Origin of the sequence: Fortiea sp. LEGE XX443 (genome assembly GCF_015206815.1) — a bacterium.
In the GTDB taxonomy this organism is placed as follows: Bacteria; Cyanobacteriota; Cyanobacteriia; order Cyanobacteriales; family Nostocaceae; genus Nostoc_B.
Window position 1 is genome coordinate 86,241 of sequence record NZ_JADEXZ010000011.1, and the last position, 17,356, is coordinate 103,596.

A 17,356-nucleotide genomic window follows, 5' to 3' on the forward strand; every position below is an offset into this window, starting at 1 on the left:
TATAATTAACGATAGGGATACACATGGCGCATCTCAAATCGACATTGTTTCCACAGTGGTAATAACGCTTGTTTTGCTGCATTTAATTGCCCTTGAGAATAGTTAATTTTGCCATTTTCAATAATCCAAATAAACACTCGCGTGATTAAATCTGCCTTCAAACTACTTTCGTATTTACAATTATTTATCTTTACGACTTGTGTATCTAAATAATAGATAGCATCTTTAAAAGTCCAAATTTCCCATCTAAATATCTCTGCTGATGGATTTTCCCAGAGTATTTTCTGTAAATTCATTGTAATGTAATCTAAGCCTGCGATCGCAGAATCTGTATTTCGTACTAAATCTGTAAATACTTGGTAATACTGCTTCAAACATGAAGTTTCAAGGTTTTCAATGTGCATCTGTAGCCATGCTTGTATATCTCGAAGATAAGGCAACACATCTTTAATCTCATTTATCTCTTTAAGTGTTGTATTTTGACTTGGATAATTTAAGATATTTTTATTTAAGTCAAATTCTAATACTTGAAATTGCTGGGAATAATAATTAATAACTTTAGGGATATATATTTCTAATAACCAATTTTTAGTATATTTTGCTGTCCATGTTCCACGTATACCAATATCTTCTTGCCACGAATTTAAGTTACTTCTTTTTAAAGTTGCGATGTGAACATCATTTATTTCGTATAATATATCAACTTGATTATTAGAGAATACAGACCCAGAATTACTAAGCTGCGGCACAATAAAGGCATGATCTCGAATCCCACGACTCACACGAATTGAGATATTACTTTGATCAAATAAATGCCACTCTGATTTACCCTGAGCATAATTAAATTTTTTAATAAAATTGTGCATAATTTTCCATAATTTTATATCTACAGAAAATAAATGAAACCCTATTGTATTAGTAAATTTTAGAAGTTTGAAATCCCATGTTTCTAAGTAATCTTCAAATTCGATTATTGTCTTTTTATATTCTTGACAAACGGCATCTACACATAAACATAAATCGGCAACTTCTAACTCTGATAAAGTTAGCGTTGTTTGACCCAAATACACTTCAAAAGTATCTGCATCTATTTGTTTAATAAAACGACGACAACCCCATTCGGGTTTAGTATGAAGTCCTGTCATTAATTGACCTAAAATCTGTTGATGATTTAAGGTAATTGTCAAACCTCTTAAAATGACACTACTAAATTTAATTAGACAATCACCTTTACCAAATGCTTGTGGTGAATTACATTCAATTAAAACCTTCGGTTTAACAATAATTAAGCGATTACCCTCTTTAATTAAACTAGGCTCAAACTCAGCTTTTTCCAAAATATTGCCAAACGCTGCATGTCGTCTTAAATATTTCTCTATACTATTAAATTGTGGTGATTTAATATTATTAAGTATATTTTTGTTAGTTTTTGTAATGAAATTAAAATTAAGTCGCCAATAAAAATTTTCTGCTATTTCACTATTCCTCAATGTATCAATCATCAAATCAAATATAGATTCTTCTCGATGATATTGAAGATATTTAAACACTTTAATACTGTATCCATTAGTAATTATAAAAAATAAAGGTTTGAGATATCTACCATGAAATTTAGATTGAGTAATGGCTTCTTGAAAATGATGACTATTAGGTGATAGATAAATAATCATGACTAATGATGTATCTGCATTTTGCTGGATAGCATTATCAGTAGAAAAATAAATAGAAGCATTTTTTAATTGCTTTGTTGGGTTCTCTAAATCATTGTTTACTAAAGCATACTTATTTTGCCGATATGTATCTGGGTATCCTAAATGCTGAAACATCGGCAAAATAAATTTTTTTTCTACATCTTCTTCGTTTTTTAAAATCCGAATATCAAAAGCTTGTATCCACTTAATAAATAGTTGAAGCGAATTAGGAATATACATTAAAGAATCCACTGCTTGTATAATTTTGCCTTCGCCAGAATTGTGTATTAATTAGCAATTTATCAAGTCAGTTTCCAGAAAATAGTAATTGCGAATACACTGTCAGTTGCAGCAGAGATTTTAAATTTTGGCAAAAATATTAGATAAATTCTATGTGCCTTTATACAAAAATTAGGATACAAAAAAATTAGGGAACATGACTGCTCCCTTGTGCTTACTGACTATGATCGCTTAAAAAGTCAACTCTACACTACAGCAGCAACTTTCTCTAACAACCCTTGAAATAGACTTAAACCATCGCTATTACCTAGCATCGCATCCGATGCCCTTTCTGGGTGTGGCATCATTCCCAAGACATTACCTTGGCGATTACAAATCCCTGCAATGTTTCTCAGTGAACCATTGGGGTTATATCCTGCATAGCGAAATACCACCTGTCCATTGTCTTCTATTGCCGACAGAGTTGATTTATCGGCATAAAAGCGCCCCTCACCGTGGGCAATAGGCAGAGTGATGACTTCACCATTGCTGTAAGCTTGTGTCCAAGGAATATTTGCATTTTCGACTTTTAAAGGTACTCGATCGCAGATGAAATGCAAATCTCGATTTCTAGTTAATACCCCAGGTAAAAGCCCAGTTTCAGTTAATACCTGAAAACCGTTACAAATACCGATGACAAACTTACCCTTTTGGGCGTGTTCAATCACTTGCTGCATCACAGGCGAAAAGCGGGCGATCGCACCGCAGCGCAGATAATCCCCATAACTAAACCCGCCAGGGATGATAATTACATCCAAATCAGCAATATCAGTTTCTTGATGCCAAACCATGCGAGTTGGTTGGTTCAACAAATCTCTAGTGACATAAGCCACATCGCGATCGCAATTAGAGCCCGGAAAAACAATAACGCCGAATTTTGTCATTTCTCATTTATCATTTGGATACGAACAAGTAAAAAGGCAAAAGTAAAAAGGCAGAAGACTTGGTTCTTTTTACTTTTACCTTTCAACTTTTAAAACACTCCCGTCTGTGTTTCGACCTCAATTAAATCAAAACGATAGTTTTCAATTACAGGATTTGCTAACATTTGGTCACAAATGCTATTTAAGTCTCGACGCGCTCTAGTTTCATCAGGGGATATCATGGTAAGTTCTATGTACTTACCGATCCGCACTTGTTCCACAGTATCGTATCCCAGCTGCTTGAGGCCAGATTGTACAGCCACACCAGCAGGATCTAGGACTGAAGGACGAAGTGTTACGAGAATTTTGGCTAAATACTTCCGTTGCACAGGTTTTTTGCTGAATGCTGCGATCGCTATACTATAACTTTCTGTTCCAACTGAGTGAAAATAAGATTACGAAGCAGTTAAAGTTAATTTATCAGTTAGCCAGTACAACAGCTTCCACTACAGTGGCAAATATCCACAATTGTCTATGAGAGCTATACGCACCCGCAGTCAAGAGCGTATTTTAAATCTGCTGAAAAGCATCAAACAAGGCATTTCCGCCCAAGATATTTACATTGAATTGCGTAATCGCAATCTGAATATGGGTTTAGCCACAGTTTATCGCTCCTTGGAAGCTTTAAAACTTGAAGGCATGGTGCAAGTGCGGACTTTAGCAAATGGTGAAGCCCTCTATAGCCTAGCGCAGCAGGACAAACACCATCTAACTTGTCTGCAATGTGGCACATCAATTCCCATTAATCAGTGTCCCGTTCATGACCTCGAAGACCAACTACAAACCAGCCATAAATTTAAAATTTTTTATCACACTCTGGAGTTTTTTGGATTGTGTGGTAAATGCCAGGTTAGTCAATAGTCCACAGTAAAAACCATTAACAATTGACCATTGACTAATGACTATTAACTATTGCCCATTAACCTCTGGCATTTGCCTAGCAAACAACGAGTTAGAATCCCCTTGAGTATCAGAAACTATAGAGCGAATGCCTTCAAAGGTGGCAGGAATGGTGCGAGGATCCATAAACATGACCTTGCTGCTATCGCTTTTACCGATAGTCGCTCCCATATCCAGATAACCCAAAGCAAACAGCACTTCTATAGCTTTACTGGCATTAGCGTTAGTATTGATTTTCTGGGCAATAATTTCCGCCGATTCAGCAATAGCCTGGGCTTTGAGAACTTGCTGTTGACGTTCGGCTTGGGCTTTGAGAACGATCGCTTTTTGTTGAGCCTCAGCCTCTAAAACTATTGATTTTTGCCGGGCTTCTGCATCTAAAATTTGGGCTTCTGCTTTACCTCTGGCACTATTAACTGCTGCTTCCCGTTCACCCTCAGAATTTAAAATTGCTGCCCGTCTGCGTCGTTCTGCGGACATTTGCATTTCCATTGATTCTCGTACTGCTTGGGAAGGAACTAAATCTCGCAGTTCTACCCTTGTTACTTTCACACCCCAAGGATCTGTGGCAATATCTAAATCTCGTAACAAAAGTTCATTGATTTGGTTACGAGCGGTAAAGGTTTCATCTAACTCCAGTTGTCCCATTTCCGAGCGAATTTGAGTCAGTACCAAGTTTGTCATTGCCAACTGGAGATTTTCTACCTTATACCAGGCTTTTTCCATATCTACAATCCGCCAGTACACCACTGCATCTACTTCAATGCCAACATTGTCGCGGGTAATACATTTTTGTGGTGGAATATCTAAGACTTTTTCGCGGATGGTTTGTCGGTAAACAATTTTATCTAAAAAAGGTAGAACAAAATTCAGTCCTGGTTCTAGCTTTTTGTTATAGCTCCCCAATCTTTCCACCAAAGCTTCATTACCTTGATTGATAACTTTCACAGAACCTGCAACCGCAGAGCCACCAAGGGCTAAAAACACTAGTAAAAAAAACTGTTCCACTTTGAATCTCCTGGTTATTAAATATTTGAAATTTTACCCTTCATACTTCACACTTTATACTTCATATTTCAGTTAAGAATGCAAGAGGTTTTCTGGCATCACAATCAACGTAGTGCCTTCTCTTCTAACTACATAAACTCTTTGGTGAGGAGCAACATCGAGTTTGTCATCATCACATCTAGCACGCCAAGAATTGCCTTCATATATTACTCGCCCTGTTTTTCCTGCCGGAATTTCTGTTAAAGTCTCCGCTATAATGGCATCTTGAATTTTCGATTTACGTCGTCGCGGTTGTAAAAATCGCCGGGAAAGTACAATCAATGTTGCACACAGCAATAGCCAAATCGCCACTTGCAGCCATAAACTCAAACCAAATAAGGACAGTAGCGCCACTATAAAGGCACTAATGCCCATCATGAAAGCTACAAAAGCCGACGGTAAGAACAGTTCCGATAAACACAAAACCGATCCAGCTAGGAGCCAAACTAAGGTAAAACTTGGCATAGCGCCATCCTAGACACTACATTGACGAAAAGGATTTCTGAGATTAAACTTCGTCTACTTTGAGAATCGTAGTTTTTTATCGAGATGATGAGATTGCTTCCTTACGTCGCAATGACACAACAAAATAATCAAAAACTCCATATCCCAACATAGATGAGGTTTAGATCCACTCAGACGTTGATATTTTACAGAAAGCCAACCTTGGTTTTTTGAGAATTAATTTTGATTAACTTCAGCAACAAGATGTAGCCAGATGTACACAAACCCAGTCTATTCTAGGGAGCAAGTCTTTGACATCTGAATGTAATCGAAATTCACGAGTTAATTTTTTGGGAAATTTATAGTACAAGTTGACGACTGGAGCGATCGCAAAAAATCTACTAAACGCAGATGCTGAGAACTATAGTCAACCAAAGAATTTAAAAACTTAGCTGTTATTGACCGCCGATGTTGAGTAGCACGAATGATGCGATTTGATAAATCGTTGAAGCGTTTAACTACAAATTCACTAATGATTCTAATTAGCTATAGCGTAACATTAATTGCCATAGCCGCCAAGAAAACAGCGATCGCTGTTTTGCCTATTGCCCAACCATCCCCAAAAAATAGGCGATTTTGCACCAGCTAATTGGGCGATGGTTAGACAGTTTTTAGTTTCCCTGGCTCGTCAAGTTAGATTGTCGGACTATTCCCACAGCGTTAAGGCTTATGCCTAAGCTACTTCAAATGATTTTTGAGGCGCTATTTCAACACTCCAACTCCTCTTGTGGAATACCTGTGAATCCAACACTCCATAGAGAACCGTTTTTCTCTCTCAACAATTAATCCACCCTGCTCTTCCCCATCAGGGAAGGGGTTAGGTTTGAAAGAAAGTTGCACACCGCGTTACATTTATAACTTTAAACCAAAGGCAAAAGTATTTTAAATTCTGTTCCTACGCCTACCTGAGAACGGAAATTTAATTTACCGCCATGTCTGGCTGTGATAATCCGATAACTGACTCCTAGACTAGTTTCGATATCAGCCCGTTTTTCAGCAGAAAAGGATTCCATAATTTGTTTTTGAGCTTCTTCAGACATTCCAGGACTATTGTCAATAATGCTAATACAAACCCAACGAGAATCTAGTGCATTTGCTTGATTTGCTGCTTGAGAAATAACCGTTGTAGTAATTACGATTTGGGGTTGATTGGTGTTATTACCACACTCTTGATTAAATTGCTGTCGCACTGCTTCATCTAGTAAACTATCAACAGTTTGACTAAAGATATTCATTAATACTTGGTGCAATTGCCCCATAAAACAAGAAACAGGTGGAATTTTACCATATTTTTTAATAATATTAATTTCTCCTTTTAAACGGCTTTTAAGTAGTAAAACAATACCATCTATACAAGCATTAATATCTACTGGTTTGGGATAAACTTCATCAATATGACAAAAATTTTGTAAACTGGTAACGAGTTTTTTTAATCTTTCTGCACCATTACTAGCACTTGCAAGAGCTTTAGATAAATCTTCTTCTAAAAAATCAAATTCAATTTCTTCTTTAAGATGGTTAATTGCAGTTGAAGCTTGAGGTAAATCTTGAGCGTAAGCAGCAATCAGTTTGAGTAAGTCTTGACTATATTTAGATATATAAGTTAAATTGCCCCAAATAAAACCTACAGGGTCTAAAATTTCATGGGCTAGTCCATCAACTAAACGCCCTAGACGTGCCATTTTATCATTTTGAATCATTTGGGCTTGGCTACGTTCATAGCGTACTTGAGTTTCGATCCCACGAATTTGCCAAGCAGCTAAATTCAAGTCATGAATATCTAATAATCTGTAAGTATTAGCAGATGTTTGGACTACGACAGGTTCAGCAAAAATTTCTGGCGATCGCTTGAGAGTATGTTGCATCGCTGTTAAAATGGTCGTCGTCTCAGGTAGCAGCAAAATTCCTGTGCGTGTATGACTGTAAAGATCACCTAGAGTAGCTTTAGCAAATAACTCTTGTCCATAGGGACGAATGAAAAATTCCAGTAGTCGCCGCCGAGAAATCATCCCGATGTATTCCCCATGTTCTAGTAGAACCACTCCTGGTAATCGTGGGTATTTTTCTAAATAACTAGCAACTTCAGATCCAGTACAACTTGTATCTACGCAAAAGTTGTACATTGGCAGTTCTTGGAGATTCGACTCTAAACTAAGGTAGCGATCGCTAGTAACAGATAAAACTGGCGGTGATATTAGAGAAATGAATTCTTGTGTCACTGGAAACCCTGATATAAAAAAATTTAACAAGCAATCAGCTAATATTTTAGACCCTACTAATCTTGGCTTTATCAAGAGATAAACAAGTTAACCAGCTTAATTAATCAAAATATTAACTAACAATAACAGAGTTAAGAATTTATCTGATTTTTATCAAAAAATCTGTAACAATATCTGGGACTATTCTGGAGCGTGACTACAACAATATATACCAAAATAATACCAAATTGGTATTGCGGTTTCTCGATTTTTATAGTAAAGATCAACCACGGCTGATGTCCAATTTCCCGAAAACAAGATAAAACACCGATATGAGCAACTAAAAGTGATCCCCAAATGTTTAAAGACTGTAAATCCTTGATGAAAATGCGTGAAAGATAACACACTAATCAGCTAATTTATAGTAAGTATAAACATTAGGTAATTAAACGTCACCTGTCCTATGTCAACTAACCTAGAATTCGGAACTATCTCGGAAATCAGATAATCTAAACAATAGCTATCCTCAGTAAATGCACTCAGGTAAAATGAATATACTCAAACTTACGGGCGCTAAGGGGCGCTTAAGCAAGACTACGAATTTAACATGGTCTGATTGTGTCAATAATGTTTAATTGTCCATACATGATTGTGATCCCCATTTCGATAGAATGACTAGACACAACCTCAAAACTTTAAACCGCTTTTGACTGCGACACCCATGAATCAACTGAGCAATGGTTTTACGATATTTCTGAGTCTGCTAGTCGAAGCGATGCCGTTTTTGCTGCTAGGGGTTTTATTTTCTAGTTTGCTGCTGTTTTTTGTTGATGAGCGCAAATTAGTCGAAAAAATGCCCAAAAATCCACTGTTGGGTGCTTTAGTTGGTAGTCTGATCGGCTTTTTATTTCCGGTGTGTGAGTGTGGTAATGTGCCGGTAGCGCGGCGATTGCTGATTCAGGGCGTACCCACATCTGTGGCAATTGGTTTTTTACTAGCAGCACCAACTATTAACCCCATCGTGATTTGGGCAACTTGGACGGCGTTTCGCGATCAGCCAGAGATAGTAGTTTTACGCGTCGTATTTTCCCTATCAATTGCCACCATTATCGGTTTTGTTTTCAGTTTTCAACAAGATTTGAATCCTATAGTCCAGCCGGCGATCGCCCGTTATATGAAGTTTAATCCACCTGCGAAAGTGGAAACTCAACGTCGGGGAAGACGTTACCAAATTCAACAAGAGCCAACAACAACAAGCCTGTTGCAATCTGGGACATATATTTTGGGAGGTAAAGCAGGTACACCCACACGTATAGATGGAAATTTATCACCAATAGATGATGCGATCGCCAGCCCCAATAAACCACTGGCAGCTAAACTGCGTTTATTGGTGGATAATAGCATCCAAGAATTGCGGGAATTAGGAGGAGTGATGGTGATTGGGAGTGCTATTGCAGCCGCAATTCAAGTCCTCGCACCTCGTGATTTAATCCTCAGCTTAGGTGCTGGCCCTGTCAGTTCCATCATCGTGATGTTGATCTTGGCAGCAGTCGTCTCAATTTGTTCCACAGTCGATTCCTTCTTTGCACTGTCTTTTGCTTCAGCATTCAGTAGCGGCTCTTTATTGGCATTTCTGGTATTTGGCCCAATGATCGACATCAAAAGCGTTGGGTTAATGTTATCCATTTTTAAGCCCAGAACAATTTTTTACCTCTTTGCTTTAGCCGGACAATTAACATTCTTGTTCACGATTTTTATTAACTTGTACGTCTTGTAAGTAGAAAAGTGCAAATAAACCGAACTATGTAACGGAAAGTAAAGTAGCTTGAAAACCTCTTCCCTTCTGCTCTCTGCCTCCTGCCTTGTCATAACGACAATTTTTAACACCGACCTACTTAAATTAGTCAATAGTCAATAATTATTTCTTTCACCAATCAAGACTATTGATTATTGACTTTGAACTCTTCACTTGCAACCAATGACTACCCAAACTCCCAAATCTCAACGCCTAAACCTATTGTTTTCTTGGCTGGATGTTATAGCAATCACAGCTTGGGGCATTTTGATGTTGAAATACTGGCTGACTGGCAAGCTGAACCTGTTGATTCACCCAAATTACTTTGCTTTGGTATTAGTGGCGGGTATTGGCTTGATAATTGTTGGTTCCTTCAAAATGCAAGAACTTTGGCAGCATCGTCGCCGCGATATTGTGACAAATGTCCAGCACATGACTTTATTTCCCCCTGGTTGGGGTGGTGCTTTGCTCTTAACTACGGCAATTTTGGGTTTTATCATTACACCACAAGTTTTTGCCAGCGATAAAGCACTCAACCGCGGTGTAACGGATTTACTCGGAACCTCCCGCATCAAACCCCAAGCCTTTCGGTCTGCGATTCGTCCAGAGGAGCGATCGCTTGTTGACTGGGTACGCACACTCAACGTCTATCCAGAACCAGACGCATACACAGGACAAAAAGCCAAAGTTCAAGGATTTGTAATCCGCCCACAAGATTTAGGCAAAGAATATTTGTTCTTAGCAAAATTTGTCCTCTCATGCTGTGCTGCGGATGCTTACCCAATAGGATTACCCGTGAAATTGCCAGCAAATCAAGAACAATACGCCTCTGATACTTGGCTAGAAGTCGAAGGACAAATGACAACAGAAAATCTCAATGGGAAACGTCAACTAACCATTGTGGCTAACTCCATCAAAAAAATTCCGCAACCCCAGAATCCCTATAGTTATTAGTCAACCAATTTTGGAGTTTAAATTTTGGTTTTTGGATTGATATAGCAGTAGCCAAGGCAGTTAGGACATCGGCCAATGATAAAATTCATGCACTAAAAGACTTTTAACCCTGTCACATGCGGTCACTGAGCTTGCTGAAGTGTCACCTGTTCCCTGTCACCTGCTATATATTATCCAATCTAAAATTCATGGTCAAAAGTCAAAATTGCAAGCCAGCTAATAATTAAGAATTACGAATTACGAATTACGAATTATTTTGACCAATGACTAGTAAAACCCTCATTCAACCACTAGATCGCGTAGCGATCGCCATGATGCTGTTGCTGAGTTTGCTGATTGGCTTTATCATCCTCAAAGGAGATGTTGTTTCCCCGCGTATCCGCGACTTTACCTGGCAAAATCAACAAATTGGCTCAGAAGATATTGCTTTTACCCTCACCTTCAGCCGTCCAATGGACACAAAAAGCGTCGAGGATAATTTGAAGATTGAGCCGCCTCTGGCAGGTAAAATTAGCTGGGCAGGTAGGCGGATGGTTTATACATTATTAACACCTGCTCCTTACGGCACAAACTATAAGTTACAGCTACAACAAGCAAAAGATAAATTTGCTCAAGAAGAAGGTCAGATTAAAACTATACAGCCTTTTGTCGGCAATTTTCGTACCCGCGATCGCGTCATTATTTATATAGGAGCCAACCCAGAAGAACAAGGCCAATTAGTTCTTTACAACCTCACCCAAGAGCAAAAAAAGGTACTTACCCCCAAAGATATAACGGTGATGGACTTTAAACCATTTCCAGATGGGGAAAAAATCTTATTTTCGGCTCGGACTGCTAACAATGGCGATTTACTCTCAGCCCAGTTGTACACAGTGACAACCGGGATTTCTGGGAAATCAGACAGCAAACTAGAATCAGGCGGTAAAGTAGACCTAGTTTTAGATAATAAAGACTATCAAAACCTCAAATTTGACTTATCACCGGATGGAGAAACTATAGTCGTCCAACGCGGGAATAAAAATAATCCCGGTGATTTTGGCCTATGGTATTTGCCCACAACCTGGGATAAATCAGCTACAAAACCCACTCCCCAACGCTTGCAAAGTCAACCAGGGGGAGATTTTATGATCACTCCCGATAGTAAAGCCGTAGCCGTTGCCCAAGGACAGGGAGCAGCCATCTTACCACTACAAGCGGATGCCAGTAAACCCCTCGACTTTCTGCCGCAATTCGGGCTTGTGCAAGCTTTCTCGAAAGATGGCTCACAAGCAGCAATGGTCAAATTCAATACCGATTACACACGAGATTTATTTTTAGTCACCAATCAAGGCATTGAAAAACCGCTATTAAAAACCACCGGCTCGATTATCAGTTGCCAATTTGATCCAGCTTCACCCACCCTCTATTGCTTGGTTACACAGTTAATCACAAAAGCAGAATATGTAGAGCAACCTTATTTAGTTGCCATTGACCTAAAAACTGGACAACAAAAACCCCTGCTAGTGCTACCCATCGATCAGCGGAATGTACAAATGAGCTTATCACCTGATGGTTTAGGTTTGTTATTTGACCAAGTAGTACCACAACCTAATAACGTGCAAGCACCTGTAAACAGTTTAAAGACAGATGATGGCGAAGCGATCGCAACCAGCAGTGTGTGGTTAATGCCGTTATTACCTATTGCCGATGCTGCCATCACCACAATTAAACCAGAAAAGCTACCTTTGATTGGCTTCCATCCCCGTTGGTTGCCTTAATTAGGGTTTGCTGAAAAAGTTTGGGGTTTTTATAAAAGCGATCGCTCTTTTTTTGGGGGGAATCAGGCGATTGCTTTGTTCTTTGGGGAAGGAAGCGATCGCCTTTACATAGCAAAGTGCTGAGTATAAAACCAGTAACTATAAGGCTTTGAGTCATCAACACTGTCCTAAGCTCAGTGACTACGGCTATAACTAAACCGTATTAATTTTTGACTTCACACTTCATACTTCATATAGGCTTTCCCAGTCAGGAATAGCCTCACGTTGAGCAATTAGCAATTCCTGAATGCCTTTTTCGGCAAAATCTAGCAGATTATTTAACTGGCTACGAGTAAAACTGCCTTCTTCGGCTGTTCCTTGAACTTCGATAATTCCCAGGTGGTAATTCATCACGACGTTGAAATCTACTGTAGCTGCTACGTCTTCTGGATAGTTTAAATCTAAATATGGCTCTCCTTGGAGTAAACCTACAGAAACTGCTGCTACTTGTCCACATAAAGGCGATCGCTCTAATACTCCCCACTGTAATAATTGAGAAATTGCCTGAGCCAAGGCGACAAAACCGCCTGTAATTGCTGTGGTTCTGGTTCCTGCATCTGCTTGCAAAACATCAGCATCAACAGTTATGGTGCGTTCTCCTAAAGCCTCAAAATCTATTGTTGCCCTTAAGCTGCGTCCGATTAAACGTTGAATTTCTTGAGTCCTACCAGACAATTTTAACCATTCCCGTTCTTGCCGCTGTTGTGTCGCTGCGGGTAACATGCGGTACTCAGCCGTTAACCAACCTTTGCCACTTCCGGCTAAAAATCTCGGCACTCCCTCATTAACACTCACATTACAAAGTACTTGAGTATCACCGCATCTCGCCAGCACCGAACCAGGCGCAAAGCGAGTAAAGCCAGACTGAAAGCTTACAGGACGGAGTTCGTAAGGTTGTCTGCCATCAGGACGCTGCCATGCCATTGAATTTGCCTCAAAGGTTTCTTAAAAAAAGTATGAAGTAAGAAGTGTGAAGTATGAAGTCTGAAGTCTGAAATTTTATCTTCTGACTCAGCACTCAGCACTTAAAAGCAGGTTGAGGATATTTTGCTCCACCATTTCGGGTATTTGATCACCGTTGATTGTCAACAGTCGGCGGCGACGGTCGTAATATTCTAGGATGGGGATGGTGCGATCGTAAAATATTTCAACTCTACGCTGGACAATTTCGGGTTGGTCATCTGGTAAGGAACGCCCTAAGGAACGGCTCACCATGACGGCTTGTGGTACTTGTAAATAAATTGCCCAGTCTAGCTTCTGCCCCAAAATATCCAATAAAAAATCCAGTTCTTCCGATTGAAAGGCTGTGCGGGGATAACCTTCCAAAATCCAACCACAAACGACATCAGGCTTTTTGAGTCGCTGGTGAATTAATTCAATCATCATTTCATCCGGGACTAGCTCGCCTCTAGCTACGTAGGGTTGTGCGTAAAGTCCAAGTTCGCTATAGTTAGCGATCGCTTCTCGTAAAATTTCACCTGTAAAAATTTGAGGAATATCAAAGTGTCTGCCAAGCCTTTGCGCTTGAGTGCTTTTACCTGATCCTGAACCTCCCAGAATCACTAATTTCACTATAATTCACTCCCCATCTGGTAAAATTCATAACACTCTACTCTGTTGTGTCCAAATACAGAGTCTAGGTAACACTTGGCTATTTTCATCTGTTGCTCCCGGATTTTGCGATCGTGTTGCGACTAGTTTCATCTAAAAAACGAAAATGTCAATATCTAATCAAAGAGATTGTTGTAGTGACCCTTGCTACGAAGCGGTATATTTTGACCAAGGTTGAGACGGTCTACTACTTGACTCAACATACAAGGTTGGGTTGAGGAACGTAGCTTGCTTCCCGTAGAGTAACCCAACACCTCAAAGTCTTGTATTTGTTGAGTTTCACTTCGTTATACCCAACCTACTCATCTGTTTCATTTTTTTCTGGAATAATCATAAAATCAACACATTCTTGACCGGGATTGTGGTGTTTACTATTGCTATTTCATCTAGATATCTGTAGTATCTATTACTAAACAGCTAAATACTAAATTTAGATAAACTAACTGTAGATTAAGCAAAGGAGCCTGAGGTCAGTATGTGGATGGATATCTGGAATCAATGGAAACGCACTTCTTTAAAAAGCTTTGTTTCGTTGTTTTTGGTAGGACTGATTTTGAGTGTGGCGATCGCAGCCTGTGGCGGTGACAGCGAAAATGCTGCATCTACCAAAAACCCAGAAGCCAGTCCAGTTGCAGCCAACAAGCAAGATGTGGAACTGACTTTAGTCTCCTTTGCTGTGACAAAAGCAGCTCATGAGGCAATCATTCCCAAATTTACCCAAAAGTGGCAGCAAGAACATAACCAAAACGTCAAATTCAAGCAAAGTTACGGTGGCTCTGGTTCTCAAACCCGTGCAGTGATTGATGGTTTAGACGCTGATATTGTCCATTTGGCTTTGGCTTTAGATGTGAGCCGAATTGAGAAAGCTGGATTAATTCAACCAGGATGGGAAAAAGAAGTCCCTAACAATGGCATTGTTTCTAAATCAGTAGCAGCCTTAATCACCCGTCCAGGCAACCCCAAAAATCTTAACACCTGGGAAGATTTAGGGAAAGATGGTGTGCAAATAATTACTGCCGATCCCAAAACTTCTGGAATTGCGCGTTGGAACTTTCTCGCATTTTGGAATGCAGCAATTAAATCCGGTGGTGGAGAAGAAAAAGCCTTGGATCTTGTGACCAAAATTTACACAAAAAACGTACCATTGTTAACAAAAGATGCTCGTGAAGCAACGGATGCTTTCTTCAAGCAAGGTCAAGGTGATGCGTTAGTTAACTATGAAAACGAAATTATCTTGGCAGAACAAAAGGGTGAAAAAGTTAACTACATTATTCCTGAAGTGAATATTTCGATTGATAACCCCATAGCAGTAGTTGATAAAAACGTTGATAAGCATGGCACGCGCGAAGTAGCACAAGCTTTTGTAGAATATCTGTTTACCCCTGAAGCTCAAGCAGAATTTGCCAAAGTGGGATTCCGTCCAGTGGATGAAACAGCCGCACAAACCAAGGAACTGGCAGCAAAATATCCCAAAGTCAAAACTTTAGGTTCAGTAGCAGATTACGGTGGTTGGAATGCTGTGCAGAAGAAATTTTTTGATGATGAGGCTGTTTTTGACCAAATTCAATCTCAAAAAAGGTAATTGAAGGAGATAGTGCAGAAAGCAGGAGGATAAAACTTCCTGCGTTTTCTTTCTCTAGTTTCTAACTAATCCCTTCCATTGCCCAATACTTAATTTCCGAAATAGTTATGGCTGTATCAACACAATCACAACCAAGTCATCCCCACCATAAACCTAAGCCTCAGTCACTACTAGAAACTTTATCTGTGATTCCCTGGACATGGGTAGTGACTTACGTATACCTAAGCATCATGTTGTTAGTACCAATACTGGCCATGTTTGCTAAAGCTGGTACTCAACCACCAGGAGAAATTTGGAGAATTGCCACTAGCCCTATAGCTTTAGCAACTTATGATGTAACTTTTGTGACAGCAGTGTTGAGTGCTTTACTCAATGGAGTCTTTGGTACGATTCTGGCTTGGGTTCTAGTTCGTTATGAGTTTAATTTGTCAATAGGCAGATTGACGTTACCAATTAAAAATATCATTGATGCTTCTATCGATTTGCCCTTTGCCCTACCGACAGCAGTTGCAGGTTTAACCTTAGCAACAGTCTACAGTGACAATGGCTGGATTGGCTCTTGGTTTGCACCCCTGGGTATCAAAATATCTTTTACTCGTTTAGGGGTAGCGATCGCTATGACATTTATCTCCTTACCATTTGTTGTCCGCACAGTGCAACCAGTCCTCCAGGAAATGGAAAAGGAAATAGAAGAAGCTGCTTGGAGTTTGGGTGCTTCCCAATGGCAGACTTTTTGGAAAGTGATATTTCCCCCCTTGTTTCCCACAATTTTGACTGGTGTGGCTTTGGGTTTTTCCCGTGCTGTGGGTGAGTATGGCTCAGTAGTAATTATCGCTTCCAACACACCTTTTCGAGATTTGATTGCACCCGTATTAATTTTTCAGCGTCTAGAACAATACGACTACTCTGGCGCAACCGTTATAGGTGTGGTTTTGTTGCTGATTTCACTAATTATGCTGCTGTGTATTAACCTTTTACAAGCTTGGAGTAGACGCTATGACATCAAGTAATGACACAAATGTTTCAGGCAAAAAGCCGCGAAATTTCGTACCCATCATTTTGATTGGAATTTCTATCATCTATCTATCATTTATTCTGTATATCCCAGCGTTGAATGTCTTTTATTATGCCTTTAACAAAGGAATTGCCCCATTTGTTGAAAGTCTTGTTACCCCAGAATTTCTCCATGCTGCCTGGCTCACCCTTTTAATGGCTATTATCTCCGTACCTTTGAATACGATATTTGGGCTATGTGCTGCTTGGTCTATAGCTCGTAATAAATTCCCTGGACGGGCTTTACTGTTGAGTATTATTGACTTACCTTTTTCAATTTCGCCTGTCGTTGCCGGTTTAATGATAGTCCTACTATACGGACGGAATGGATGGTTTGGTGAGTGGTTACAAGACCATGACATTAGGGTGGTTTTTGCCTTTCCAGGTATTGTGTTAGCAGCAGCATTCGTCAGTATGCCTTTTGTTGCTAGAGAAGTAATTCCGGTCTTAGAAGAAATGGGCAAAGACCAGGAAGAAGCAGCAAAAACCCTAGGAGCAAATAGTTGGCAGATTTTTTGGCGCGTTACTTTGCCCCATATCCGTTGGGGAGTTCTCTATGGTTTGATTTTGACAAATGCCCGTGTAATGGGTGAATTTGGTGCTGTGGCTGTAGTTTCAGGCAACATAGCTGGTAAAACTCAGAGTTTACCCCTATTTATTGAAGACTCTTATAAACAGTACGAAACTCAAGCTGCTTTCTCCGCAGCGGTGATTTTAGCACTGTTAGCTGTGGTGACATTGATCTTAAAAGAAATTTTAGAACGGAAAACAGGCACTACTGGTGGTCGCGCACATTAATTAAGGTACAGCAGTAGCCACATAGATTAGGACATTAAAAAGTAGGGGAGCAGGGAGCAAGGGAGCAGGGGGAAAAATCACTCCACTTGCGGGTGAGGTTTCAACCAACGAGGAAAAGGAGCAAGGGAGCTTTCACGCCACTTGCGGGTGTGATACCAATTCACGAAAATCTTGATACAAATTAATGGTTTTTAATTCTTTCCCTCTGCTCCCTGCCCCCTGCCC

The 17,356-nt window shown here is 39.7% G+C and carries 15 protein-coding genes; 7 read left to right on the forward strand and 8 right to left on the reverse strand.

The features are described 5' to 3' along the window. Positions 1 to 5: 5 nt before the first annotated feature. From IQ259_RS07120 to purS, 3 genes are all read right to left on the reverse strand, one after another. Positions 6 to 1,931 (reverse strand): hypothetical protein, encoded by a 1,926-nt coding sequence (locus tag IQ259_RS07120; RefSeq protein ID WP_193883023.1) that lies wholly within the window; start codon positions 1,929 to 1,931, stop codon positions 6 to 8. A 245-nt stretch (positions 1,932 to 2,176) separates the two neighbouring features. Beyond that, the gene (gene purQ / locus IQ259_RS07125) at positions 2,177 to 2,854 is read right to left on the reverse strand and encodes a phosphoribosylformylglycinamidine synthase subunit PurQ (RefSeq protein ID WP_193883025.1); all 678 of its coding nucleotides are present in this window, start codon (positions 2,852 to 2,854) and stop codon (positions 2,177 to 2,179) included. Between the two features lie 89 nt (positions 2,855 to 2,943). Further along, positions 2,944 to 3,222 carry a phosphoribosylformylglycinamidine synthase subunit PurS gene (gene purS / locus IQ259_RS07130; RefSeq protein ID WP_193883027.1) on the reverse strand — a complete coding sequence of 93 codons (279 nt, stop codon included), beginning with the start codon at positions 3,220 to 3,222 and terminating at the stop codon, positions 2,944 to 2,946. Positions 3,223 to 3,367: 145 nt separating this feature from the next. Between purS and IQ259_RS07135 the strand changes: the two genes are divergently transcribed. After that, positions 3,368 to 3,754 carry a Fur family transcriptional regulator gene (locus tag IQ259_RS07135; RefSeq protein WP_193883029.1) on the forward strand — a complete coding sequence of 129 codons (387 nt, stop codon included), beginning with the start codon at positions 3,368 to 3,370 and terminating at the stop codon, positions 3,752 to 3,754. Between the two features lie 48 nt (positions 3,755 to 3,802). Here the strand turns inward: IQ259_RS07135 and IQ259_RS07140 are convergent, their stop codons facing one another. From IQ259_RS07140 to IQ259_RS07150, 3 genes are all read right to left on the reverse strand, one after another. Further along, on the reverse strand, positions 3,803 to 4,801 hold the full coding sequence (locus IQ259_RS07140) for an SPFH domain-containing protein (RefSeq protein ID WP_193883031.1): 999 nt from the start codon (positions 4,799 to 4,801) through the stop codon (positions 3,803 to 3,805). A gap of 72 nt (positions 4,802 to 4,873) precedes the next feature. Then, a complete protein-coding gene (locus IQ259_RS07145) occupies positions 4,874 to 5,305 on the reverse strand; it encodes an NfeD family protein (protein WP_193883033.1) in 432 nt (143 codons plus the stop codon). Between the two features lie 899 nt (positions 5,306 to 6,204). After that, positions 6,205 to 7,563 (reverse strand): ATP-binding protein, encoded by a 1,359-nt coding sequence (locus IQ259_RS07150; protein ID WP_193883042.1) that lies wholly within the window; start codon positions 7,561 to 7,563, stop codon positions 6,205 to 6,207. A 700-nt stretch (positions 7,564 to 8,263) separates the two neighbouring features. On the opposite strand from IQ259_RS07150, the gene IQ259_RS07155 reads away from it, so the two are divergent. From IQ259_RS07155 to IQ259_RS07165, 3 genes are all read left to right on the forward strand, one after another. After that, complete coding sequence (locus IQ259_RS07155) at positions 8,264 to 9,319, forward strand: permease (RefSeq protein ID WP_193883044.1); 1,056 nt, start codon at positions 8,264 to 8,266, stop codon at positions 9,317 to 9,319. A gap of 201 nt (positions 9,320 to 9,520) precedes the next feature. Beyond that, positions 9,521 to 10,291 (forward strand): TIGR03943 family protein, encoded by a 771-nt coding sequence (locus tag IQ259_RS07160; RefSeq protein ID WP_193883046.1) that lies wholly within the window; start codon positions 9,521 to 9,523, stop codon positions 10,289 to 10,291. 263 nt (positions 10,292 to 10,554) lie between these two features. Further along, positions 10,555 to 12,048, forward strand: coding sequence for a hypothetical protein (locus IQ259_RS07165; protein ID WP_193883048.1), 1,494 nt, complete (start codon positions 10,555 to 10,557; stop codon positions 12,046 to 12,048). A gap of 222 nt (positions 12,049 to 12,270) precedes the next feature. On the opposite strand, the gene rph is transcribed toward IQ259_RS07165, so the two are convergent. Both rph and IQ259_RS07175 read right to left on the reverse strand, forming a co-directional pair. Beyond that, positions 12,271 to 13,011 (reverse strand): ribonuclease PH, encoded by a 741-nt coding sequence (gene rph, locus IQ259_RS07170; RefSeq protein WP_193883050.1) that lies wholly within the window; start codon positions 13,009 to 13,011, stop codon positions 12,271 to 12,273. Between the two features lie 87 nt (positions 13,012 to 13,098). Further along, positions 13,099 to 13,659, reverse strand: coding sequence for a nucleoside monophosphate kinase (locus tag IQ259_RS07175; RefSeq protein WP_193883052.1), 561 nt, complete (start codon positions 13,657 to 13,659; stop codon positions 13,099 to 13,101). A gap of 514 nt (positions 13,660 to 14,173) precedes the next feature. On the opposite strand from IQ259_RS07175, the gene IQ259_RS07180 reads away from it, so the two are divergent. From IQ259_RS07180 to cysW, 3 genes are all read left to right on the forward strand, one after another. Further along, entirely contained in the window at positions 14,174 to 15,280 is a 1,107-nt protein-coding gene (locus IQ259_RS07180; protein WP_193883054.1) for a sulfate ABC transporter substrate-binding protein, read from the forward strand. A 107-nt stretch (positions 15,281 to 15,387) separates the two neighbouring features. Then, the gene (gene cysT / locus IQ259_RS07185; RefSeq protein ID WP_193883056.1) at positions 15,388 to 16,290 is read left to right on the forward strand and encodes a sulfate ABC transporter permease subunit CysT; all 903 of its coding nucleotides are present in this window, start codon (positions 15,388 to 15,390) and stop codon (positions 16,288 to 16,290) included. After that, a complete protein-coding gene (cysW, locus tag IQ259_RS07190) occupies positions 16,277 to 17,131 on the forward strand; it encodes a sulfate ABC transporter permease subunit CysW (protein WP_193883058.1) in 855 nt (284 codons plus the stop codon). The genes cysT and cysW overlap by 14 nt, the downstream gene beginning before the upstream one ends. Positions 17,132 to 17,356: the final 225 nt, after the last annotated feature.

Excerpts from the sequence above, each read along its gene's own strand:
- IQ259_RS07145 (WP_193883033.1), bottom strand. The coding sequence starts at position 5,305 with ATGCCAAGTTTTACCTTAGTTTGGCTCCTAGCTGGATCGGTTTTGTGT.
- IQ259_RS07135 (WP_193883029.1), top strand. The coding sequence starts at position 3,368 with ATGAGAGCTATACGCACCCGCAGTCAAGAGCGTATTTTAAATCTGCTG.
- IQ259_RS07165 (WP_193883048.1), top strand. The coding sequence starts at position 10,555 with ATGACTAGTAAAACCCTCATTCAACCACTAGATCGCGTAGCGATCGCC.
- cysT (WP_193883056.1), top strand. The coding sequence starts at position 15,388 with ATGGCTGTATCAACACAATCACAACCAAGTCATCCCCACCATAAACCT.
- IQ259_RS07180 (WP_193883054.1), top strand. The coding sequence starts at position 14,174 with ATGTGGATGGATATCTGGAATCAATGGAAACGCACTTCTTTAAAAAGC.
- IQ259_RS07155 (WP_193883044.1), top strand. The coding sequence starts at position 8,264 with ATGAATCAACTGAGCAATGGTTTTACGATATTTCTGAGTCTGCTAGTC.
- rph (WP_193883050.1), bottom strand. The coding sequence starts at position 13,011 with ATGGCATGGCAGCGTCCTGATGGCAGACAACCTTACGAACTCCGTCCT.
- IQ259_RS07120 (WP_193883023.1), bottom strand. The coding sequence starts at position 1,931 with ATGTATATTCCTAATTCGCTTCAACTATTTATTAAGTGGATACAAGCT.
- purQ (WP_193883025.1), bottom strand. The coding sequence starts at position 2,854 with ATGACAAAATTCGGCGTTATTGTTTTTCCGGGCTCTAATTGCGATCGC.
- IQ259_RS07160 (WP_193883046.1), top strand. The coding sequence starts at position 9,521 with ATGACTACCCAAACTCCCAAATCTCAACGCCTAAACCTATTGTTTTCT.
- cysW (WP_193883058.1), top strand. The coding sequence starts at position 16,277 with ATGACATCAAGTAATGACACAAATGTTTCAGGCAAAAAGCCGCGAAAT.